Genomic DNA, 21391 nt, shown 5'->3' with positions numbered 1-21391 from the left:
GCTGCGTCGCCCACCGGGGGGCTGCCGGGAGCGGGCGACGGGTTGTCGGTGGGCAGACCTAACCTGGGTGCATGCCCGACCCGTCCACGTACCGCCCAGCGGTCGGCAGCATCCCGGAGAGCCCCGGGGTCTACAAGTTCCGCGACCCGGCCGGCCGGGTCGTCTACGTCGGCAAGGCCAAGAGCCTCCGCCAGCGGCTGAACAGCTACTTCGCCGACGTCTGGGGGCTGCACCCGCGCACCCGGCAGATGGTCACCACCGCCGCCAGCGTGGAGTGGACCGTCGTCGGCACCGAGGTCGAGGCCCTCCAGCTCGAGTACAACTGGATCAAGGAGTTCGACCCGCGGTTCAACGTCCGGTACCGGGACGACAAGAGCTATCCCAGCCTCGCCGTGACGCTCAACGAGGAGTACCCGCGGCTGCAGGTCATGCGCGGCCCCAAGCGCAAGGGCGTGCGGTACTTCGGTCCCTACGCGCACGCCTGGGCGATCCGCGAGACGGTCGACACGCTCACCCGCGTCTTCCCGGCCCGCACCTGCTCCAACGGCGTCTTCAAGCGGGCGGCGCAGATCGGCCGGCCGTGCCTGCTCGGCTACATCGGCAAGTGCGCGGCGCCCTGCGTCGGCCGGGTCAGCGCCGAGGAGCACCGGGAGATCGTCGACGACTTCTGCGACTTCATGGGCGGTCGCACCGAGCAGATGATCCGCCGGCTCGAGCGGCAGATGACCGAGGCCGCCGAGGAGATGAACTACGAGCGGGCCGCGCGGCTGCGCGACGACCTCGGCGCGCTGCGCCGGGCGCTGGAGAAGCAGGCCGTCGTCCTCGGTGACGGCACCGACGCCGACGTCGTCGCCTTCGCCCAGGACGAGCTGGAGGCCGCCGTCCAGGTCTTCCACGTCCGCGGTGGCCGGGTGCGCGGGCAGCGCGGCTGGATCATCGACAAGGTCGAGGACGTCACCACCGGCCAGCTCGTCGAGCAGTTCCTGCTGCAGGTCTACGGCGGGGTGGACGAGGAGACCGGCACGGGGGAGGTGGGAGAGGTCGTCCCCCGGGAGGTGCTCGTGCCCGAGCTGCCCGACGACGCCGAGGTCTACGCCGAGCTGCTCAGCGAGCTGCGCGGCTCCCGGGTGTCGCTGCGCGTCCCGCAGCGGGGGGACAAGCGCAGCCTGATGGAGACCGTCGAGCGCAACGCGAAGGAGTCCTTCGCCCGGCACCGGGTGAAGCGGGCCAGCGACCTCACCGCCCGGTCGCTGGCGCTGTCGGAGATCCAGGAGGCGCTGGACCTGCCCGAGGCGCCACTGCGGATCGAGTGCATCGACGTCTCACACGTGCAGGGCACGAACGTCGTGGCCAGCATGGTCGTCTTCGAGGACGGCATGGCCAAGAAGTCCGACTACCGGCGGTTCTCCGTCGCCCAGGGCACCGACGACACCGCGGCGATGGCCGAGGTCGTGCGACGCCGCTTCGCCCGGCACCTCAAGGAGGAGCAGGACCGCCGGGACGAGCAGGGCGTCGCCGCCGAGGAGGGCCGGCCCCGCCGGTTCGCCTACCCGCCCAACCTGCTGGTGGTCGACGGCGGCGCCCCGCAGGTGGCCGCAGCCAGCCGCTCGCTGGCGGAGCTGGGCATCGTCGACGTCGCCGTCTGCGGTCTGGCCAAGCGGATGGAGGAGGTCTGGCTGCCCGACGACCCCGACCCGGTCATCCTGCCGCGCACCTCCGAGGCCCTCTACCTGTTGCAGCGGGTGCGCGACGAGGCGCACCGGTTCGCGATCACCTACCACCGGCAGAAGCGATCCAGCACCATGTTGGTCTCGCTCCTGGACGACGTCCCGGGGCTCGGCGACACCCGGCGGAAGGCTCTGATGAAGCAGTTCGGATCCCTCAAGCGGCTGCGCGCGGCCTCGGTCGAGGAGCTCACGGCGGTCCCCGGCATCGGCCGGCGCACGGCCGAGGCGGTGCTGGCCGCCGTCGCCGAGCCGGTGGCCGCCGGGGCCTCGCCCGACGTGGTCGCCGAGGACGCCGTCGAGGTGGAGCCGGCGGTGGCCACGGGCGCACCGCCGTCACCGGTGCACGGGGCGGACGCCGGCGAGACGGCCGAGATCGGCCGGGTCCACCCCGCCGCCGGGCAGCGGGCATGAGCGCCGCCGCCCACCCGGTGCCGGCCGGGCCGCAGAGCGACGTCCCGCCGGCGGACGACGGGACGAGCACGGAGCTCGCCCCGCTGGACGTCGTGGTGGTGACGGGGCTCTCCGGAGCCGGCAAGAACAGCGCCGGCCGGGTGCTGGAGGACCTCGGCTTCTTCGTGGTCGACAACCTCCCGCCCGCCCTGCTGCAGCCGATGGTCGAGCTGGGCGCCCGGGGCGACCTGCGCCGGTTCGCCGCCGTCGTCGACGTGCGCAGCCGGGCCTTCTCCAGCGACCTGCAGGAGTCCATCCGGCAGCTCGCCGACGCCGGGCACCGGCCGCGCGTGGTGTACGTGCACGCCCGCAACGAGGTGTTGATCAGGCGCTACGAGTCGGTCCGGCGCGAGCACCCGCTGCAGGGCAACGGCCGGCTGATCGACGGCATCGACACCGAGCGGGAGCTGCTCACCGGCGTCGCCGGCGACGCCGACCTGTGGATCGACACCAGCGACCTCAACGTGCACCAGTTGCGGGCCACCCTGGAGGCGGCGTTCGTGCCGGACGGCGAGCTGCCGGAGGTGGTGGCGACCGTGCTCAGCTTCGGCTTCAAGTACGGCCTGCCGCTGGACGCCGACCTCGTCGTCGACGCCCGGTTCCTGCCCAACCCGCACTGGGTGCCGGAGCTGCGGTCGATGACCGGCCGGGACGCCGAGGTGCGCGACTACGTGCTCGCCCAGGACGACGCCGGTGCCTTCCTGGACAGCTACAGCGAGGTGCTGCGGCTGCTGCTGCCCGGCTACCGGCGCGAGGGCAAGCGGTACCTGACCCTCGCCGTGGGGTGCACCGGCGGGAAGCACCGCAGCGTCGCCATCGCCGAGGAGTTCGCCCGTCGGCTCAAAGCCGAGGGTGTCCCGGCCACCGCGCGCCACCGTGACCTGGGGCGCGAGTAGTGGAGACGCCCGGTCTGCGGGTCGTCGCCCTCGGTGGCGGGCACGGCCTGGCCGCTGCCCTGGCCGCCTGGCGTCGGCTCACCACGGAGCTGACCGCGGTGGTCACCGTCGCCGACGACGGCGGGTCCTCGGGGCGGATCCGGCGCGAGATGCCGGTGCTGCCACCCGGTGACCTGCGGATGGCGCTGGCCGCGCTCGCCGGCGACGACCCGCGCACCCAGGAGATGGCCGCCCTGCTCCAGCACCGCTTCGGTGGCAGCGGTGTGCTCGCCGGCCACCCCGTCGGCAACCTCATGCTGACCGGGCTGACCGAGATGCACGGTGGTGACGCGGTCCGGGCCCTCGGCGTGCTGGAGCAGCTGCTCGGGGCGCGCGGCCGGGTGCTGCCCATGGCCGAGGTGCCCCTGGACCTGGTGGCCACGGTGGCCAGCGTCGACCCCGACGACCCGCAGGAGACCCGGCGGATCCGCGGCCAGGTCGCGATCGCCTCCACGCCCGGGCACGTCGAGGACATCCGGGTCTCCCCGGCGGACCCCCCGGTCCCTCCGGAGGTGCTGGCGGCGATCGCGACGGCCGACGTGGTGAGCCTCGGGCCGGGCTCCTGGTACACCTCCGTGCTGCCCCACCTGCTGGTCCCGCGGCTGCGGACGGCCCTGGCGGAGACGACGGCGCGGGTGGTCGTGGTGCTCAACCTGGAGCCCCAGGTGGGGGAGACCGACGGCTTCTCACCGGAGGAGCACCTACGGGTCCTGCTGGCACATCTGGGGGGCGTGTCGCTGCACACGGTGATCGCGGACACCGCTGCGGTTGTTGACCGGCGTGGTCTGCTGTCTGCTGTGCAGGCATGTGGTGCAGAACTGGTGCTCGCACCGGTGGCTGCACCGGACGGTGCACCACAGCACGACCCCTCCCGGCTCGCTGCCGCGCTGGCCTCCGTGGTCGGCGCGCGGTGACCGGCAGGGCAGTGGCCGGACACGGGGACGACCGTGACACCGGCCGGCACACAGGGGGAAGGGAACACAGCTGGTGGCCATGACGGCGATGGTGAAGGACGAGCTCTCCCGCGTGGAGTGCACGAAGACCTCGGAGCGCAAGGCCGAGGTGACCGCGCTGCTGCGCTTCTCCGGTGGCCTGCACATCGTGGGCGGCAGGGTGGTCATCGAGGCCGAGCTGGACACCGGTTCGGTGGCCCGGCGACTGCGCCGCGACATCAGCGAGGTGTACGGCTACACCAGCGGCGTGAGCGTGCTGGCCGGCGGCAACATCCGGCGGGGGGTGCGCTACCTGGTCCGGATCGCCAAGCACGGCGAGGGCCTGGCCCGGCAGACCGGGCTGGTCGACCAGCGGGGCCGCCCCGTCCGGGGCCTGCCGCCGTCGGTGGTCTCCGGCGGGATCGGTGACGCCGAGGCCGCGTGGCGAGGTGCCTTCCTGGCGCACGGCTCGCTGACCGAGCCGGGGCGCTCCTCGTCCCTGGAGGTCACCTGCCCCGGGCCCGAGGCGGCGATGGCGCTGGTCGGCGCAGCGCGGCGGCTGGGCATCGCGGCCAAGGCCCGGGAGGTCCGCGGCACCGACCGGGTGGTCGTGCGGGACGGCGACGCCATCGGTGCGCTGCTGACCCGGATGGGCGCCCACGACGCCGTCCTGGCCTGGGAGGAGCGGCGGATGCGCCGCGAGGTCCGGGCCACCGCCAATCGGCTGGCCAACTTCGACGACGCCAACCTGCGCCGCTCGGCGCGGGCGGCGGTGGCCGCGAGCGCCCGGGTGGAGCGCGCCCTGGAGATCCTCGCCGACGACGCTCCCGAGCACCTGCTGGTCGCCGGGCGGCTGCGGCTGGAGTTCGGTCAGGCGTCGCTGGAGGAGCTCGGCCAGCGCGCCGACCCCCCGATGACCAAGGACGCCGTGGCAGGGCGCATCCGGCGTCTGCTGGCGATGGCCGACAAGCGGGCCAAGGACCTCGGCATCCCGGACACCGAGTCCGTGGTGACCGACGACATGCTGGCCCAGTAGCGGCGCCGGCCCGCGTCACCCGCGCGGGGGACGTCGTCGCCGCAGGGGCACAGTCATCGGGCCCGCGTACCGAAGACCGCGAGGAGGGCGACCAGACGAGTCGCCGCTGAACGGTGGGAGAACGCCGTGGAGCCGGTTCCGTTGGCGGCGCTCTTCGTGGCCGCCATCGCGGTCTCGCTCGCCGTCGCCTGGGTCTGCTGGCAACGGCGGGACGGCAACTCGGCCGCGACCTGCCTGACGCTCGTGATGGTGGGCATCGCGCTCTGGTCGGCAGCCGACGTCGTCCTGCTCCTCGACGTCGGTGCCGGGCTGCGGCGGGCCAGTCAGCCGGTGGCCTTCCTCGGTGCGGGCGCTGTGGTGATCGGGCTGTGGTGCCTGCCGCGCGCCCTCGCCGACCCGTCCTGGCGGCCCAGTGGTCGGCTCCGCGCGGCGCTGGTCGTCGAACCGCTGACCATCACCGTCCTGACCGTGCTGCCGGCCACCTGGCCGTGGATCTACGGCGGCACCGACCTGTCCGCGCCCGCGGGCCAGGTGGAGCTGGTGGTCGGCCCGCTGTTCCTGGCCCACGCCGCCTACAGCTACCTGATGGTCCTCAGTGCCCTCGGCCTGCTGGTCTGGCGGCTGCGGTCCAGCACGACGCTGGCGCGCCGGCAGACCGGCGTCCTGCTGCTGTCGGTGCTGCCCCCCTTCGTCGGGAACGCCGCCCTCACCGGCCTCATGGCCGACCAGGGCACGGTCGACCTGACCCCCGTGCTGTTCGTGCTGACCGGGGTGGTCGCCGGGTACGCCCTGCTCCGGATGGGGCTGCTGCGGCTGGTCCCCGTCGCCCGCAGCCACGCCGTCGACACCATGACCGACGCGGTCGTGGTCTCGGACCCGGCGGGCCGGGTCCTCGACCTCAACCCGGCCGCCCGTGCGCTGCTGCGCCGGGTCCGGCCGACGAGCACCGTCGACCCGCTCGGCGCCACGCTCGCCCAGGTGGCCGGCCCGGACCTCGCCACCCTGCTGCAGTCGGTGGCCGGGCGGTCCGGGGGCCGGCCGACCGAGCTCCTGCCCGGTCTCTGGTGCGACGTGCGCACCACACCGGTGACCGACGGCCGCGGCCGGCTGCTCGGCCGGGTGTCGGTGCTGCGGGACGTGAGCGAGGAGCGGGCGCGGCACCTGGCCGTCGAGGCCCTCAACGCCCGGCTCCTGGCCCAGCTGGAGGTCATCGAGCGGCTCCAGGAGGAGCTCGCCGAGGAGGCCGTCCGCGACCACCTGACCGGGCTGCACAACCGGCGTCACCTCGACCGGGTGCTGGCCACGATGCTGCTGCCGGACGGCGCCGGGTCGCCGGTCGCCCTGCTGGCCCTGGACGTCGACCACTTCAAGGCGGTGAACGACCGGTTCGGGCACGCCGCCGGCGACCAGGTGCTCCGCGGGATCGCCGGCGCGCTGGGTCGGGTGACCCGGCCCGGCGACACGGTCGCCCGGCTGGGCGGGGAGGAGTTCGTGCTGGTGCTGCCCGGCGCCGACCCGGCTCAGGCCGCGGCTCGGGCGGAGTCGGTGCGGCAGGGCTGTGCAGCCGTCGTCCACCGGATCGACGGCGGTTCGGTGCAGGTCACGGTGAGCGTGGGCGTCGCCGTCCGGACCGGGGACGAGGGGCCCGGGGAGCTGCTCGCCGCCGCGGACGCGGCGCTGTACGTGGCCAAGGCCGAGGGCCGGGACCGCGTCGTCCTCGGTGACGGCGGGCGGTCGGGTGGCGACGCGCCGGTCGAGGTGCTCGGGGCCAGCACGCCGAGTTGACCTCCAGACGTCCGCGACGTCTTCCGGAGCAGCAGGAACGGCCCGGACGCGCGGTCGGGCGCCGCTCCGCAGGCCGATAGGCTGTCGCCGGAATGTGGTCGTGCGCACGCACGGCCCACGGGCGCCGCTGGGCCGACCGGCCCGGCTGGGCAACACGGTCTGGGAGGTCCTCAGTGACGGTACGGGTCGGCATCAACGGGTTCGGTCGGATCGGCCGCAACTTCTATCGGGCGGTCGCCGCCAGCGGGGCCGACGTCGAGGTCGTGGCGGTCAACGACCTGACCACGCCCGAGACGCTCGCGCACCTGCTCAAGTACGACAGCATCCTCGGCAAGCTCGCCGAGGACGTCTCGGTCGTCGGCGACGGCATCAAGGTCGGCGGCGCCACCATCAAGGTGCTGGCCGAGCGCGACCCGGCGAACCTGCCCTGGGGCGAGCTGGGCGTCGACGTCGTCGTCGAGTCCACCGGCTTCTTCACCAAGGCCGACGACGCGCGCAAGCACGTCGACGCCGGTGGGGCCAAGAAGGTCATCATCTCGGCGCCGGCCACCGGCGACGACCTCACGATCGTCATGGGCGTCAACCACGAGCAGTACGACGGCTCGCAGACGATCATCAGCAACGCGTCCTGCACCACCAACTGCCTGGCCCCGCTGGCCAAGGTGCTCAACGACGCCTTCGGCATCGAGCGTGGCCTGATGACCACGATCCACGCCTACACCGCCGACCAGAACCTGCAGGACGGCCCGCACAAGGACATGCGCCGCGCCCGCGCGGCGGCGCTGAACATCGTCCCCACCTCCACCGGTGCGGCGAAGGCGATCGGCCTCGTGCTGCCGGAGCTGAAGGGCAAGCTCGACGGCTACGCGCTCCGCGTGCCCGTGCCGACCGGCTCGGCCACCGACCTCACCGTCACCCTGTCCCGTGACGTCACCGTCGAGGAGGTCGACGCGGCGTACAAGGCGGCCGCCGCCGGCCCGCTGGCGCCGTACCTGGTCTACACCGACGCGCCGATCGTCTCCTCCGACATCGTCACCGACCCGGCCTCCTGCATCTACGACGCCGGCCTGACCAAGGTGTTCGGCAACCAGGTCAAGGTCGTCGGCTGGTACGACAACGAGTGGGGCTACTCCAACCGCCTCGTCGACTCCGTCGTCCTGGTGGGCAGCAAGCTCTGATGCGGTCCGTCGACGAGCTCATCGCCGACGGGGTGTCGGGTCGGCGCGTGCTGCTGCGCGCCGACCTGAACGTCCCGTTGGACTCCGACAGCGGCGCGATCACCGACGACGGCCGGATCCGGGCCAGCCTCCCGACGATCAGCGCCCTCCGCGAGGCCGGCGCCCGGGTCGTCGTCGCCGCGCACCTGGGCCGGCCCAAGGGCGAGCCCGACCCGCGGTACTCCCTGGCCCCGGTGGCCGCCCGGCTCGGTGAGCTGCTCGGCACCGAGGTGCCGCTGGCCGCCGACGTCGCCGGCCCCGACGCCACGGCCAGGGCCGCGGCGCTGGCCGACGGCCAGGTGCTGATGCTGGAGAACGTCCGCTTCGAGGCCGCCGAGACCAGCAAGGACGCCGCCGTCCGTGGCGAGCTGGCCGACCGGCTCGCCGGGCTGGCCGAGCTGTACGTCGACGACGCGTTCGGGGCCGTGCACCGCGCACACGCCTCGGTCGTCGACGTGGCCGAGCGGCTCCCGCACGCGGCGGGCCGGCTGGTCGCCCGCGAGCTCGAGGTGCTCACCCGGCTCACCGAGGAGCCGCAGCGGCCCTACGTGGTCGTGCTCGGCGGCTCCAAGGTCAGCGACAAGCTCGGCGTGATCGAGGCGCTGCTGCCCAAGGTCGACCGGCTGCTGGTCGGCGGGGGGATGACCTACACGTTCCTGGCCGCCCAGGGGCACGAGGTCGGGACGTCGCTGCTGGAGGCCGACCAGGTCGACAGCTGCCGCCGGCTGCTGGCCGAGGCCGGCGACCGGATCGTGCTGCCGGTCGACGTGGTCTGCACCTCGGAGTTCAGCGCGGACGCGCCGACCACCGTGCTGCCGGCCACCGAGATCCCGGCCGACCAGATGAGCCTGGACATCGGCCCGAAGAGCGTGGAGGTCTTCGCCGAGGCGCTGGCCGGCGCGCGCACCGTCTTCTGGAACGGGCCGATGGGCGTGTTCGAGCTCGCTCCCTTCCAGGGCGGCACGCGGGGCGTGGCGCAGGCCGTCGGCGCGATCGACGGGCTCTCCGTCGTCGGCGGCGGCGACTCCGCGGCCTCCGTGCGCCAGCTCGGGCTGGACGAGGCGGCTTACGGTCACATCAGCACCGGCGGCGGCGCGTCGCTGGAGTACCTCGAGGGCCGGGAGCTCCCCGGGCTCGCGGTGCTCGCGGACTGAGGGGCGACGATGGCACGCACCAAGCCCAGGCCGCCCCGGGAGGGCCGCCGTCCGCTCATCGCGGGCAACTGGAAGATGCACCTGACCCACCTCGAGGCGATCGGGCTGGTGCAGAAGCTGGCCTTCTCGCTGACCGAGCCGCAGCTGGAGGACGCCGAGGTCGTCGTCGTCCCGCCGTTCACCGCGCTGCGCAGCGTGCAGACGCTGGTGGCCGGCGACAAGCTGGAGATCGGGTACGGCGCCCAGGACGTCTCGGCGCACGACTCCGGTGCCTACACCGGGGAGGTCAGCGGGGCGATGCTCGCCGCGTTGGCCTGCCGCTACGTCCTGGTCGGCCACTCCGAGCGGCGCACGCTGCACGGTGAGGACGACGCGGTGGTCGCGGCCAAGGTGCAGGCGGCCCTGCGGCACGGCCTGGTCCCGCTGCTGTGCGTGGGGGAGGGGCTGGACGTCCGCCGGGCGGGCACCCACGTCGCGCACTGCACCGACCAGCTGGACCGGGCCCTGGACGGCGTCCCCACCGAACAGCTCCAGGAGCTGGTGGTCGCCTACGAACCGGTGTGGGCGATCGGCACCGGGGAGGTGGCCACGCCGGATGATGCGCAAGAGGTCTGTGCGGCGCTGCGGGCACGGCTCGCCGAACGTCACGGCGCGGACACGGCCGCTGCGGTCCGTATCCTCTACGGGGGATCGGTCAAGGCCGGCAACACCGCCGGCATCCTCGCCGGTGCCGACGTCGACGGTGCACTCGTCGGCGGGGCCAGCCTGGACGCCGACGAGTTCGTACAGATCTGTCGTACCGCTGCCGGTGGGAGCTGACCGCCGCCGGCACTGACCGGGCGGAGCAGCACCCACGTTGAGGCACAGCAGTTGAGGCACAGCACGGAACGACGACCGATCGCCCAGCGCGCCCTCCGGGGAGCAGGGCGGTCGGTCGTCGTCGTGGTCCTGGTCGCCTTGCTGGCCGGCTGCGGCAGCGACAACAGCGGGGTGGCCGCGGTGCCGACGCTGGAGTCGGAGCCCGACAGCGGGGTCGACGGCGTGCGCGCGCCGTCCGAGGAGCCCGGTGGGACCCTGCGGCTGGTCACCGGGGAGATCGACAGCCTGGACCCGCAGCGCTCCTACATGCCGTCGGTGTGGAACCTGATGCGGCTGTACACCCGCACGCTGGTCACCTACTCCGCCGAGCCGGGCAGCACCGACGAGCTCGTCCCCGACCTCGCCACCGACCTCGGCACGAGCACCGACGGCGGCCGGACCTGGACGTACACCCTGCGCGAGGGGGTGCGGTTCGAGAGCGGCCGGCCGATCACCTCGCGCGACGTGAAGTACGGGATCGAGCGCTCCTTCGCCTCCGACGTGGTCGTCGGCGGTCCCACGCACGTCGTCGACCTCCTCGACGACCCGACGGACCCCTACGCCGGGCCCTACCAGGACGAGAGCGCCGACCGGCTGGGGCTGGCCTCGATCGAGACCCCCGACGACCGGACGATCGTCTTCCGGCTCACCGCCCCGGCGCCGGACTTCCCCTTCGTCATGGCCCTGCCCTCGAGCAGCCCGGTGCCGGTGGAGAGCGACACCGGCGGCGACTACGGTGCCCGCCCGGTCAGCTCCGGGCCCTACCTGATCACCTCCGCCGACCCGGTGGCCGGGATCGTGCTCTCCCGCAACCCGGAGTGGGACCCGGCCACCGACGACGTCCGCACGGCCCTCCCGGACCAGGTCGTCGTGCGGACCGGCCTCTCCAGCCTCGCCCGCGACCAGGCCCTGCTGGCCGGCTCGGCCGATGCGGACCTCTCCGGCACCGGCGTGCACCAGGCCACCACCAGCCGGCTGGAGGACGAGGAGCTGGCCGACCGGATCGACGACGTCACCACCGGCACGGTCCGGTTGCTGGCCCTGCCGACCACGGTGGCCCCGATGGACAACCCCTCGTGCCGCGCTGCGGTGGTCGCCGCGGTCGACCGGTCCGCCGTGCAACAGGCGCTGTCCGGGGCGGGCAACGCCGTGCGGACGTCGGTGCTCTGGCCGCGCGCGGTCGCCGGCGCCCCCGAGGAGTCCGACCCCGAAGCGGACCTGGCCGCTGCCCGGGCGGCCCTGGCCGCCTGCGGGCAGCCCGACGGCTTCAGCACGGTGCTGGCGGTGCCGGACGTGCCCTCCAGCGTGGAGGTGGCCGAGGCGATCGCCGCAGACCTGGCGGAGGTGCAGATCGACGTCGAGGTGCGCCCCCTGGACCCGGCGACCTACTACGCCACCGACGTCGGCAACCCCGAGGCCGTGACCGCGGCGGGGTACGGGATGGTGCTGGCCACCTGGGCAGCGGACTTCCCGACCGCTGCCTCCTTCCTGCTCCCGCTGGCCGACGGGCGCTCGATCCGCCGGGTCGGCAACACCAACTACGCGCACCTGGACGACCCGACGGTCAACGGGCTGGTGGACGCCGCCCGGTCGGCGACCGACCCGGCGGCGGCCGCCGACGCGTGGCGCCAGGTCGGGTACGCGGTGCAGGAGACGTCGGCCTACGTCCCGCTGGTGGAGAACCGGGTGCAGCTGCTGGCCGGCCAGCGGCTGCGCAACGGTGTCGTCATGCAGCCCTACGGGGGCTACGACGTCGCGACGGCCGGAGTGCGCTGACCGACGCCGGCTGAACCGCCACACCGGCGTCGTCCGTTAGGCTGGACCGTCGAGAGCCCCCGACCCGACGGGTGCGAGCCCACCCACCCCGTGGTGTACGGGACAGGAGACGAACGACTGATGGAGCTGTTCCTCAACGTGCTGCTGGTGCTCACCAGCGTGCTGCTGATCGTGCTCATCCTGCTGCACCGCGGCAAGGGCGGCGGCCTGTCCTCGATGTTCGGCGGCGCGGTGTCCTCCCAGCTGTCCGGCAGCTCGGTGGTGGAGAAGAACCTCAACCGGCTGACCGTCTTCGCCGGCCTGCTGTGGGCCGTCTGCATCGTGGCGCTCGGCCTGCTGCTGAAGATCTGACGAAGGACCCGCTCTCGCCCCACGCCTCGCGAGCTCGGCGCGGGCCGCTGAGAAAGGGCCGCGGGTGTGGTCCGGTCGTGCGATCGTTCCCATCGTCGTCAGGGCGCGTGGCGGCACACAGGGTGTTCACATCGTGACCCCAGACGAGCTGGTCAGGTCCTAGACTGCCCCAGCGGTGATCAACTCAGTCACCGCGACGTGGCGACGATCAGGGGGGCCGCTCGTGGCTGGTGGGAACGCGATCCGGGGGAGCCGGGTCGGTGCGGGACCGATCGGTGAGGCAGAGCGCGGCGAGGCAGCGCCACGGCACCGGATCGGCTTCTGGTGCGCGAACAACCACGAGTCGCGGATCGCCTTCGCGACGGACATCGACGTCCCGGAGACCTGGGACTGCCCTCGGTGCGGGCTCCCGGCGGGGACCGACCAGCAGAACCCGCCGCCGGCACCGCGGACGGAGCCGTACAAGACGCACCTGGCCTACGTGCGAGAGCGCCGCTCGGACGCCGACGGAGATGCACTCCTGGAGGAGGCCCTGAGCCGCTTGCGCGCCCGCCGGGGCGCCTGAGCGCAGGACCCGGGCCTCGGGCAGGTCCGCGGCGGGTCCGTTCCAGCCGACAGCCCGGTCACCCCATGAGCAGCTGGGGTGACCGGGCTGTCGGCTGTCCGGGGCTCAGGCTCGGGGGAGCTGGCTGGCTGCGGCGGCGTCCAGGAGCCAGCGGGTGGCCTGCTTGCCGCGCGCGCCGGCAGCCGGGAGCTGGACCGGGTCGGCGCCGGACAGCGCCCGGGCGACGGCCTCTGCCTTGCCCTCCCCGCTGACCAGCAGCCAGACCTCCTCGGCCGCGGTGATCGCTGCGAAGCCGAGGCTCACCCGGGTCGGCGGCGGCTTCGGGCAGTCGCGGACCGCGACCACCGGACGGTCGTCGGTGGCGGCCGGGGACTCCGGGAAGATCGAGGCGACGTGCCCCTCCGGCCCCATCCCCAGCAGCAGCACGTCGATCCGGGGCATGGTCTCGCCCGCACCGGCGACGGCGGCCAGCTGCTCGGCGTACCAGGTCGCGGCCTCCTCCGGCTCGTCGAAGCCGGCGTCGGAGGAGGGCATCGGGTGCACCCGCTCGGGGTCCAGCGCCACCTTGCCCAGCAACGACTCCCGGGCGCCGAGCTCGTTGCGGTCCGGATCGTCGACCGGCACGAAGCGCTCGTCGCCCCACCACACGTCCACCGCCGCCCAGTCGACGACGGCGTGCTCGGGCTCGGCGGCCAGCGCGGCGACCCGCTCGAGCACGGCGGTGCCGATGCCCCCGCCGGTGAGGACCACCGACGCCGTCCCGTGCACGGCCTGGGCCGCGGCCAGCCGGGCGACCAGCGCGGAGGCGACGGAGCGGGCGAGCTGGTCGGCGTCGGGCTGGACCACGACGTCGGGGGCGGGCCGGCCGGACTCGGTCAGGGCCTGGTCGACCCGGTCGCCGGGGGAGGTGTGGCTCATCGGGTGCGCGCCTTCCTGGTCGGTGCGCCGCCGGCCGCCGACGGCGCGTCGGGGGACTGCACGACCGGCTGCTCGTCGGAGTCGTCGGCGGGGGAGTCGTGCTCCCCGCTCTCGGCCACCTCGTCGGCGTCGACCGAGTCGTCGGGCACCGTCGGGGCCGGGGTGGCCGCCGACGCCGCAGGGGAGGCGCTGGGGGGTGCGCCGTCCCCGTTGCCGTTGCCGTTGCTCGGCTCGGAGGTCTGCTGCGGCCGCATGGGGTCGTACCAGACGTGGTCCCGGCAGCCCGGCCGGGCGGAGAGACCGGTCGCACCGGTCACCGCCTCCAGCGCCTCGCTGTAGGGCTCATCGGAGTCCAGCCGGCGCAGCTCCTCACCGATCAGCTCGCCGAGGCTGCGGTCGGGCAGCGCGACGACGGCCTCCGGCCGGAACGGCTGGTTGATCACCGCCCCGCCCTTGCGGTCGTCCTGCAGCCGCACGACCTCGTCCTGGTCCAGGCGCAGCTCGACGCTGTCGATGCCGGCCGACCCGGGGACCCGTGCGGTGGGGACCACCTCGATGGTGCAGCCGCACCGGGCGGACAGCCATCCGGCGACCAGCTGGGCGGTCGCGCTCGCCGGGTCGCCCTCGACCTGCCCGCCGTGCACCCGGACCGCGTCGCCGCGGCGACCGGAGACGGAGTCGAGGGTGGAGGCGAGCGTGGCCCGCCAGGGCGTGCTGCGGGTCCAGGCCAGGTCGGTGTCCCCCGGGGCGTAGTCGTGCGCCCGGTTCCGCAGCGCGGCGACCGGGTCGGCCGCCATGGCGGAGTCGGTGATCCGGCGGTTGGCGATCACGCCCAGGGCGTCCCGCGCGATGAGCTCCGGCGGGGTCTCGTGCCACCAGGTGACGACCGGCGCGTCGGCGGCGAGCAACGGCAGCACGACGGACTCCGCGTGCAGGCCCAGGCGGCCGTACATCCGCATGACGACGGCCTCACCCGGGCCCAGCCGGCCACCGATGAGCACCTCGGCGTCCAGCCGGGGCACCGGGGCCTCGACCTGGCGCCGCACGACGACCAGCAGCCGGCAGGGGTGCACCTCGGCCGCGGCGGACGCGGCCTGCTCGGCCTCGGCGACCCGGCCCTCGTCGGCGACGACCACCAGCGTCAGCGCGACGCCGCTCATCACGGCGCCGCCGGTGCGGCGCTGGGCGGCCAGTTCCTTGACCACCGCGGATCCGGTGGTGTCCCACAGCGTGGTCATGAGATCCCCTCCTGGGGAGTCGCTCGGGCGGTTCGGGGGAGGCGGGTCACGGTCGGCGCCACAGCCGGCCGTCGGCCTCGAGCATGGCGTCGGCGGCCCGCGGACCCCACTCGCCCGCCCGGTAGGGGTGCGGCTCCGTGTCGGCCCAGAACGCCTCGAGCGGGTCGATGACCGCCCAGGAGGCCTCCACCTCGGCGTTGCGGGGGAACAGCGTGGCGTCGCCGAGCAGCACGTCGAGCAGCAGCCGCTCGTAGGCCTCCGGGCTCGCCTCGGTGAACTGCTCGCCGTAGAGGAAGTCCATCGCGACGTCGCGGACCTCCATCACGCTGCCGGGCACCTTCGAGCCGAACTTCAGCGTCATGCCCTCGTCGGGCTGCACCCGGATGACGAGCTGGTTGTGGCCCAGCTCCTCGGTGTCGGTGGGGGCGAAGGGCAGGTGCGGCGCGCGCTTGAAGACCAGGGCGATCTCGGTGACCCGGCGGGGCAGCCGCTTGCCGGTGCGCAGGTAGAACGGCACGCCCGCCCAGCGCCGGGTCTCCACGCCCAGCCGGACGGCGGCGTAGGTCTCCGTGCTGGAGTCGCTCGCGACGCCCTCCTCCTGGCGGTAGCCGTTCGCCCGCTGACCGGCCAGCCAGCCCTGCTGGTACTGGCCGCGGACGGCGAACTGGACCATGTCCTCCTCGGCGGGGACGGAGACCGCCCGGAGCACCTTGAGCTTCTCGGTGCGGATCTCCTCCGCGGAGAACTCGACCGGCTCCTCCATGGCGGTCAGCGCCAGGAGCTGGAGCAGGTGGTTCTGCAGGACGTCACGGGCGGCGCCGGTCTTCTCGTAGAACCCGGCCCGCCCGCCGATGCCGACGTCCTCGGCCATCGTGATCTGCACGGAGTCGACGTGGTGGCCGTTCCAGATCGGCTCGAACATGGTGTTGGCGAAGCGGAGGGCCAGCAGGTTCTGGACCGTCTCCTTGCCCAGGTAGTGGTCGATCCGGAAGACGTCGTCGGCGGTGAACACCGAGTCGACCAGCTCGTTCAGCTCGCGGCTGGAGGACAGGTCGGTGCCGAAGGGCTTCTCCACGACGACGCGGCGCCAGCGGTCCGGGCTGCTCTCGGCCATCCCGGTGCGCTGCATCTGCTTCAGGACGGTGGGGAACATGGCCGGCGGGATCGACAGGTAGAAGGCCGCGTTGCCGCCGATGCCGTGACTGCCCTCGAGCTCGGCCAGGTTGCTGGCCAGCTCATCGAAGGCGTTGTCGTCGTCGAAGGAGCCCTGGACGAACCGGACGCTGTTGGCCAGCCGCTCCCAGACCTCCTCACGCCACGGTGTGCGGGCGTGCTCGCGGGCGGCGGAACGCGCCAGCTCGGAGAACTCCACGTCGCCCCAGTCGCGGCGGGCGAAGCCCAGCAGCGCGAAGTTGGTCGGCAGCAGGCCGCGGTTGGCCAGGTCGTAGACGGCGGGGAGGAGCTTCTTGCGCGAGAGGTCTCCGGTGATCCCGAAGACGACCAGGGCACAGGGCTCGGGGACCCGGGGCAGCCGCCGGTCCCGTGGATCGCGCAACGGGTTGGTGGGCATCGTGTCCGTCCTCGATCAGCTCGCAGGGTGCCCGTCGTCCGGTGCGGCGCCGGAACGGACGACGGACGGTGTCCAGAGGGTGGTGCGCAGGCGGGGCAGCGCGGGGCCCGGGAGCGGCAGGTGTGCCGCCGCCCGGGCCCCGGCGGTCACGCCTTGTCCTGCAGCTGCTCCTGCACCGAGCCGGTCAGCTCGTCCCAGGCGTCGACGAACTTCTGCACGGCCTCGTCCTCGAGGACGCGGAACACGTCGTCGAGGTCGACACCGGCGTCGGCGACCGCCTGCATGACCTTCTCGGCGTCCGCGTAGGCCGACTGCACCGGGGTGCCGGCCTGGCCGTGGTCGGCGTAGGCCTGCATCGTCTTCTCCGGCATGGTGTTCACCGTGTCCGGGGCGATGAGCTCGGACAGGTAGAGGGTGTCGGAGTAGTCGGGGTTCTTGACCCCGGTGGAGGCCCACAGCGGGCGCTGCTTGCTCGCACCCTTGGCCTCCAGCGCCTTCCAGCGGTCGGAGGAGAAGACCTCCTCGTACGCCTGGTAGGCCAGCTGGGCGTTCGCGACGCCCGCCTTGCCCTTGAGCGAGGCATCCGCGCCGCTGGCGTCCAGGCGCTTGTCGATCTCGCTGTCCACCCGGGACACGAAGAACGAGGCCACCGACTCGATGCCCTCGAAGGAGGCCTCCGGGTCCTCGGCCAGCCGCTGCTCCAGGCCGGACAGGTAGGCGTCCATGACGGCCTTGTAGCGGTCGAGGCTGAAGATCAGCGTCACGTTGACGCTGATGCCCCGGGCGATCGAGGTGGTGATCGCCGGGAGGCTGGCCAGCGTGGCCGGGATCTTGATGAAGAGGTTCGGCCGGTCGACGAGCCACCACAGGTGGGCGGCCTCGGCGGCGGTGGCGTCCTCGTCGTGCGCCAGGCCCGGCGCGACCTCGAGGGAGACGCGGCCGTCGCGGCCGGTCCGGGCGGCGACCGGCGCGAGCAGGTCGCAGGCGTCGCGGACGTCGGCTGCGGTGATGGTGCGCAGTGCCTCCTCGACGCTGACCTTGCGGACGGCCAGCGCGTGCAGCTGGTCGTCGTAGGACTCCGAGCCGCTGATCGCCGCGGCGAAGATGCTCGGGTTGGTGGTGACGCCGACGACGCTCTGCTCGTCGACCAGCGACTGCAGGTTGCCGCTGCGGATGCGGTCCCGGGAGAGGTCGTCGAGCCAGACGGCGACCCCCGCCTTCGACAGCTGTGCCAGGTTCTCGTTCTGGGCCATCTCATGCCCTCCTGTCGGTGTGGTCAGGCCCCTCGGTGGGGGACCCGTGTGCGAGTTGTCGACTGGTTGGTGGCCCCGGCCCGGGTCCCGCCTCGAGTGTGCGGCGGTGGGACCCGGGACGGGGTCACGTCCTCAGTGGTCGGCGGTGGCGTCGGAGCCGAAGACCCCGCCGCGGGAGACGCCGGCACCGCTGGGCGGGGTGGCGCCGGAGGCCGCGGCCTGGATGCTCTCCCGGGCAGCCGCGACGACGGCGTCCTCGGTCAGCCCGAACTCCTCGTACAGCTTCGAGAAGGACGCGCTGGCCCCGTAGTGGTTGAGCCCGACGATCCGCCCGGCGTCGCCGACGAACTCACGCCAGCCCATCGGCACCCCGGCCTCGACGCTGACCCGCGCCTTGACCGACGGGGGCAGCACCTGCTCGCGGTAGGCCTGGTCCTGCTCGGCGAACCACTCCCAGCAGGGCAGGGACACGACGCGGGTCGGCACGCCCTGGGCCTCGAGCTGCTCGCGGGCGGCCACCGCGATCTGGACCTCCGAGCCGGTGCCCATGAGGACCACCTCGGGGGCGCCGTTGGACGCCTCGGCCAGCACGTACCCGCCCTTGGCGGTGCCCTCCGCCGAGGCGAACTCGGTGCGGTCGAACACCGGCAGGTTCTGCCGGGACAGCGCCAGCCCCGCGGGCCGGTCGTTGTGCTCGAGGATCGTGCGCCAGGCCACCGCGGTCTCGTTGGCGTCGGCGGGGCGGACGAAGTCCAGCCCCGGGATGGCGCGCAGCGCGGCGTAGTGCTCGATCGGCTGGTGGGTCGGGCCGTCCTCGCCGAGACCGATCGAGTCGTGGGTCCACACGTAGGTGACCGGCAGCTGCATGAGGGCGGCGAGCCGCACTGCACCGCGCATGTAGTCGGAGAACGTGAGGAAGGTGCCGCCGTAGACGCGGGTGCCACCGTGCAGCGCGATGCCGTTCATGATCGATCCCATGGCGTGCTCGCGGACACCGAAGTGCAGCGTGCGGCCGTAGGGACCACCGGACCACATCTTGGTCTGGCGGCTGGCCGGCAGGAACGACGGCTCGCCCTTCACCGCGGTGTTGTTGCTCTCGGCGAGGTCGGCCGACCCGCCCCACAGCTCGGGGAGCTCGGGGTAGAGGGCGGCGAGGACCTCACCGGAGGCCTTGCGGGTGGCGACGCCCTTGGGGTCGGCGTCCCAGGACGGCAGTCCGGCGGCCCAGCCCTCGGGGAGGGTGCGGGTGCTCATCCGCTCCAGCAGCGCGGCGCCCTCGGGGTTGGCGGTGGTCCAGGCGTCGAAGCGCTTCTGCCACTCGGCGTGTGCCTGCTGGCCGCGGGTGACGGCCTTGCGGGTGTGCTCGATGACCTCGGGGGTGACGTCGAAGGTCTTCTCCGGGTCGAAGCCGAGGATCTCCTTGGTCGCCTTCACCTCGTCGTCGCCGAGGGCCGATCCGTGCACGGCACCGGTGTTCTGCTTGTTCGGCGCGGGCCAGCCGATGACCGTGCGCAGCACGACGATCGACGGTCGGGTGGTCTCGGCCTTGGCGGCGGCGAACGCGGCGTCCACGGAGGCCAGGTCCTCGCCGTCGTCGACGTGCTGGACGTGCCAGCCGTAGGCGGCGTAACGGGCGCCGACGTCCTCGGTGAAGGCGATCGTGGTGTCGTCCTCGATCGAGATCCGGTTGTCGTCGTAGACCAGGACCAGGTTGCCCAGCTCCTGGGTGCCGGCGAGCGAGGAGGCCTCGCCGCTGACGCCCTCCTCCAGGTCACCGTCGGAGGCGAAGGCCCAGATGGTGTGGTCGAACAGGCTCTCTCCCTCGGGGGCGTCCGGGTCGAGCATGCCGCGCTCGCGGCGGGCGGCCATCGCCATGCCCACCGCGTTGCCGACGCCCTGGCCCAGCGGGCCCGTCGTGGTCTCGACCCCGGCGGTGTGCCCGACCTCGGGGTGGCCCGGGGTCTTGGAGCCCCACGTGCGCAGCGCCTGCAGGTCGGACAGCTCCAGGCCGTAGCCGGCCAGGTAGAGCTGCACGTAGAGGGTGAGGCTGGAGTGCCCCATGGAGAGCACGAAGCGGTCGCGGGCGGCCCAGTTCGGGTCGCTGGGGTCGTGCTTCAGCCACTTCTGGAAGAGCAGGTAGGCGACCGGCGCCATGCTCATCGCGGTGCCGGGGTGGCCGTTGCCGACCTTCTGCACCGCGTCCATCGCCAGGACGCGCGCGGTGTCGATGGCCGCGCGGTCCAGGTCGCCGAAGCCCTGGGGGAGGGTCGGGTCAGGCTGGGGGGGCGAGCCGGTCGAGGAGTCGGTGGCGGCCTCGGCGGGGGCCTCGGCCGCGGTGCTCTTGGTTCCGTTGTCGCTGGTCATGTGGCGCTCGGAGCTCCCTCGGGGATCGGTCGGTGTCGGACCCGCCCGGGGGCACGGGGGCAGTTCACCCCGGGACGGACGACGATGCGCACCACGGCCGCCCCGGTCGGCGCGGTCGGAGGTCGTGAGCGTGGGCGCGCCGTCGTCCTCGACGTCCGCCCTACCCGCATCACGCGCAGAGTCAACGTGATCAAACCCTAGTGGTGTCCGGCCATTCCCTGTAGGGAGGGCGGGGCTACAGTGAGTCGGCAACCCCATCCCCGGCGGAGAAGGACCTCGTGGTGCCCTGCTGCCCGCGCGACGCTGCGCCCCTGGGCTCCCGGTGACGGCGATCGCGGACCGTTCCGTCGGCCGGGTCCGGCCGATGCGTTCGGCCGGTGGCACGGTCGCCGCCTACGTGTCGCTGACCAAGCCGAAGCTGGTCGAGCTGCTGCTGGTCACCACGCTGCCGGCGATGATGCTCGCGGCCGGGGGCTGGCCGGGCACCGGTCTCGTCGTGGCCACCCTGGTCGGCGGCATGCTCGCCGCCGGCGCCGCCAACACGATCAACTGCTGGTACGACCGGGACATCGACCGGCTGATGTCCCGGACCCGCGGCCGACCGATCCCCAGCGGGGTCATCGCCCCGCGCAACGCACTGGTCTTCGGCGTCCTGCTGGCGTGGGTGTCGCTGGTCGTGCTCGGGCTGTTCACCACGCCGCTGGCCACGGTGCTGGCGGCGGCCGCGGTGCTGGCCTACTCGGTGCTCTACACGATGGTGCTCAAGCGCCGGACCCGGCACAACACCGTGTTCGGCGGGCTGCCGGGCGCCGCGCCGGTGCTGATCGGCTGGGCCGCGGTCACCGGTTCGCTGGACTGGCCGGCCGTCGTCTTCTTCGGCATCGTCTTCTGCTGGCAGATGCCGCACTTCTGGGCGCTGGCCAGTCGGTTCCGCTTCGACTACTTCCGCGCCGGGGTGCCGATGCTCTCGGTGGTGGCCGGGCCGGTCACCGTCGGCCGCCAGTCCGTGGCCTGGGCGTGGGGCACGTTGGGCACCTCGCTGCTGATGGTCCCCGTGACGCCCCAGCTGGGTTGGGTCACCGGCATCGCCACCCTGGGCCTCGGTGCCTGGTACGTCGCGGAGTCGCACGCCTGGCTGCGGCGGATCAAGGCCGGCGTCCCCGACCGTCCGATGCGGCTGTTCTCGGTGTCGATCACCTACATGACGCTGCTGTCGATCGCCCTGGTGGCCGACGTCCTCCTCTAGCAGCGCGGGGCGGGAG

At 73.5% G+C, this 21391-nt stretch carries 17 protein-coding genes; 12 read left to right on the top strand and 5 right to left on the bottom strand.

The window, feature by feature from the left end; genetic code table 11:
* Window positions 1–71 precede the first annotated feature (71 nt).
* The 11 genes from uvrC to O2W16_RS19075 all read left to right on the top strand — a co-directional run bounded on the left by uvrC (window position 72) and on the right by O2W16_RS19075 (window position 12786).
* Complete coding sequence (gene uvrC, locus O2W16_RS19125) at window positions 72–2138, top strand: excinuclease ABC subunit UvrC (RefSeq protein ID WP_269160417.1); 2067 nt, start codon at window positions 72–74, stop codon at window positions 2136–2138.
* Window positions 2135–3073, top strand: a complete 939-nt coding sequence (rapZ, locus tag O2W16_RS19120; RefSeq protein WP_269160416.1) for an RNase adapter RapZ — start codon at window positions 2135–2137, stop codon at window positions 3071–3073. Before uvrC ends, rapZ begins: the two co-directional genes overlap by 4 nt.
* Complete coding sequence (locus O2W16_RS19115) at window positions 3073–4026, top strand: gluconeogenesis factor YvcK family protein (protein ID WP_269160415.1); 954 nt, start codon at window positions 3073–3075, stop codon at window positions 4024–4026. The genes rapZ and O2W16_RS19115 overlap by 1 nt, the downstream gene beginning before the upstream one ends.
* Window positions 4027–4105: 79 nt before the next feature.
* Window positions 4106–5080: a DNA-binding protein WhiA gene (gene whiA, locus O2W16_RS19110; RefSeq protein ID WP_442928921.1), complete on the top strand. Its 975-nt coding sequence runs from the start codon at window positions 4106–4108 to the stop codon at window positions 5078–5080.
* A gap of 141 nt (window positions 5081–5221) precedes the next feature.
* On the top strand, window positions 5222–6865 hold the full coding sequence (locus tag O2W16_RS19105) for a histidine kinase N-terminal 7TM domain-containing diguanylate cyclase (protein ID WP_269160413.1): 1644 nt from the start codon (window positions 5222–5224) through the stop codon (window positions 6863–6865).
* Between the two features lie 173 nt (window positions 6866–7038).
* Window positions 7039–8043 carry a type I glyceraldehyde-3-phosphate dehydrogenase gene (gene gap / locus O2W16_RS19100; protein ID WP_269160411.1) on the top strand — a complete coding sequence of 335 codons (1005 nt, stop codon included), beginning with the start codon at window positions 7039–7041 and terminating at the stop codon, window positions 8041–8043.
* Complete coding sequence (locus O2W16_RS19095; protein WP_269160410.1) at window positions 8043–9236, top strand: phosphoglycerate kinase; 1194 nt, start codon at window positions 8043–8045, stop codon at window positions 9234–9236. Before gap ends, O2W16_RS19095 begins: the two co-directional genes overlap by 1 nt.
* Window positions 9237–9245: 9 nt before the next feature.
* A complete protein-coding gene (tpiA, locus tag O2W16_RS19090) occupies window positions 9246–10055 on the top strand; it encodes a triose-phosphate isomerase (protein WP_269160409.1) in 810 nt (269 codons plus the stop codon).
* A 51-nt stretch (window positions 10056–10106) separates the two neighbouring features.
* On the top strand, window positions 10107–11870 hold the full coding sequence (locus O2W16_RS19085) for an ABC transporter substrate-binding protein (RefSeq protein WP_269160408.1): 1764 nt from the start codon (window positions 10107–10109) through the stop codon (window positions 11868–11870).
* Window positions 11871–11990: 120 nt separating this feature from the next.
* Window positions 11991–12221 (top strand): preprotein translocase subunit SecG, encoded by a 231-nt coding sequence (gene secG, locus O2W16_RS19080; protein WP_269160406.1) that lies wholly within the window; start codon window positions 11991–11993, stop codon window positions 12219–12221.
* Window positions 12222–12444: 223 nt separating this feature from the next.
* Window positions 12445–12786 (top strand): RNA polymerase-binding protein RbpA, encoded by a 342-nt coding sequence (locus O2W16_RS19075; RefSeq protein ID WP_269160405.1) that lies wholly within the window; start codon window positions 12445–12447, stop codon window positions 12784–12786.
* A 105-nt stretch (window positions 12787–12891) separates the two neighbouring features.
* Here the strand turns inward: O2W16_RS19075 and pgl are convergent, their stop codons facing one another.
* The 5 genes from pgl to tkt form a co-directional block, all read right to left on the bottom strand.
* The gene (pgl, locus tag O2W16_RS19070) at window positions 12892–13704 is read right to left on the bottom strand and encodes a 6-phosphogluconolactonase (RefSeq protein ID WP_269160404.1); all 813 of its coding nucleotides are present in this window, start codon (window positions 13702–13704) and stop codon (window positions 12892–12894) included.
* Entirely contained in the window at window positions 13701–14942 is a 1242-nt protein-coding gene (locus O2W16_RS19065) for a glucose-6-phosphate dehydrogenase assembly protein OpcA (RefSeq protein ID WP_269160403.1), read from the bottom strand. The genes pgl and O2W16_RS19065 overlap by 4 nt, the downstream gene beginning before the upstream one ends.
* A gap of 46 nt (window positions 14943–14988) precedes the next feature.
* Complete coding sequence (gene zwf, locus O2W16_RS19060; protein ID WP_269160402.1) at window positions 14989–16512, bottom strand: glucose-6-phosphate dehydrogenase; 1524 nt, start codon at window positions 16510–16512, stop codon at window positions 14989–14991.
* Window positions 16513–16658: 146 nt separating this feature from the next.
* Window positions 16659–17765 (bottom strand): transaldolase, encoded by a 1107-nt coding sequence (gene tal / locus O2W16_RS19055; RefSeq protein ID WP_269160401.1) that lies wholly within the window; start codon window positions 17763–17765, stop codon window positions 16659–16661.
* Between the two features lie 132 nt (window positions 17766–17897).
* Entirely contained in the window at window positions 17898–20129 is a 2232-nt protein-coding gene (gene tkt / locus O2W16_RS19050) for a transketolase (protein WP_269160400.1), read from the bottom strand.
* Window positions 20130–20493: 364 nt separating this feature from the next.
* On the opposite strand from tkt, the gene O2W16_RS19045 reads away from it, so the two are divergent.
* Window positions 20494–21375: a heme o synthase gene (locus tag O2W16_RS19045; protein WP_269160399.1), complete on the top strand. Its 882-nt coding sequence runs from the start codon at window positions 20494–20496 to the stop codon at window positions 21373–21375.
* Window positions 21376–21391: the final 16 nt, after the last annotated feature.

The sequence above is a fragment of the Modestobacter sp. VKM Ac-2984 genome (assembly GCF_026967985.1).
Lineage (GTDB): Bacteria > Actinomycetota > Actinomycetes > Mycobacteriales > Geodermatophilaceae > Modestobacter.
This window is presented reverse-complemented; position numbering and strand designations above follow the sequence as displayed.

What these genes read in the sequence shown, in the direction of transcription:
- whiA (WP_442928921.1), top strand. Translation starts at nt 4,106, where the DNA reads ATGACGGCGATGGTGAAGGACGAGCTCTCCCGCGTGGAGTGCACGAAG.
- tpiA (WP_269160409.1), top strand. Translation starts at nt 9,246, where the DNA reads ATGGCACGCACCAAGCCCAGGCCGCCCCGGGAGGGCCGCCGTCCGCTC.
- O2W16_RS19045 (WP_269160399.1), top strand. Translation starts at nt 20,494, where the DNA reads ATGCGTTCGGCCGGTGGCACGGTCGCCGCCTACGTGTCGCTGACCAAG.
- O2W16_RS19095 (WP_269160410.1), top strand. Translation starts at nt 8,043, where the DNA reads ATGCGGTCCGTCGACGAGCTCATCGCCGACGGGGTGTCGGGTCGGCGC.
- pgl (WP_269160404.1), bottom strand. Translation starts at nt 13,704, where the DNA reads ATGAGCCACACCTCCCCCGGCGACCGGGTCGACCAGGCCCTGACCGAG.
- tal (WP_269160401.1), bottom strand. Translation starts at nt 17,765, where the DNA reads ATGGCCCAGAACGAGAACCTGGCACAGCTGTCGAAGGCGGGGGTCGCC.
- uvrC (WP_269160417.1), top strand. Translation starts at nt 72, where the DNA reads ATGCCCGACCCGTCCACGTACCGCCCAGCGGTCGGCAGCATCCCGGAG.
- secG (WP_269160406.1), top strand. Translation starts at nt 11,991, where the DNA reads ATGGAGCTGTTCCTCAACGTGCTGCTGGTGCTCACCAGCGTGCTGCTG.
- zwf (WP_269160402.1), bottom strand. Translation starts at nt 16,512, where the DNA reads ATGCCCACCAACCCGTTGCGCGATCCACGGGACCGGCGGCTGCCCCGG.
- O2W16_RS19065 (WP_269160403.1), bottom strand. Translation starts at nt 14,942, where the DNA reads ATGACCACGCTGTGGGACACCACCGGATCCGCGGTGGTCAAGGAACTG.
- tkt (WP_269160400.1), bottom strand. Translation starts at nt 20,129, where the DNA reads ATGACCAGCGACAACGGAACCAAGAGCACCGCGGCCGAGGCCCCCGCC.
- rapZ (WP_269160416.1), top strand. Translation starts at nt 2,135, where the DNA reads ATGAGCGCCGCCGCCCACCCGGTGCCGGCCGGGCCGCAGAGCGACGTC.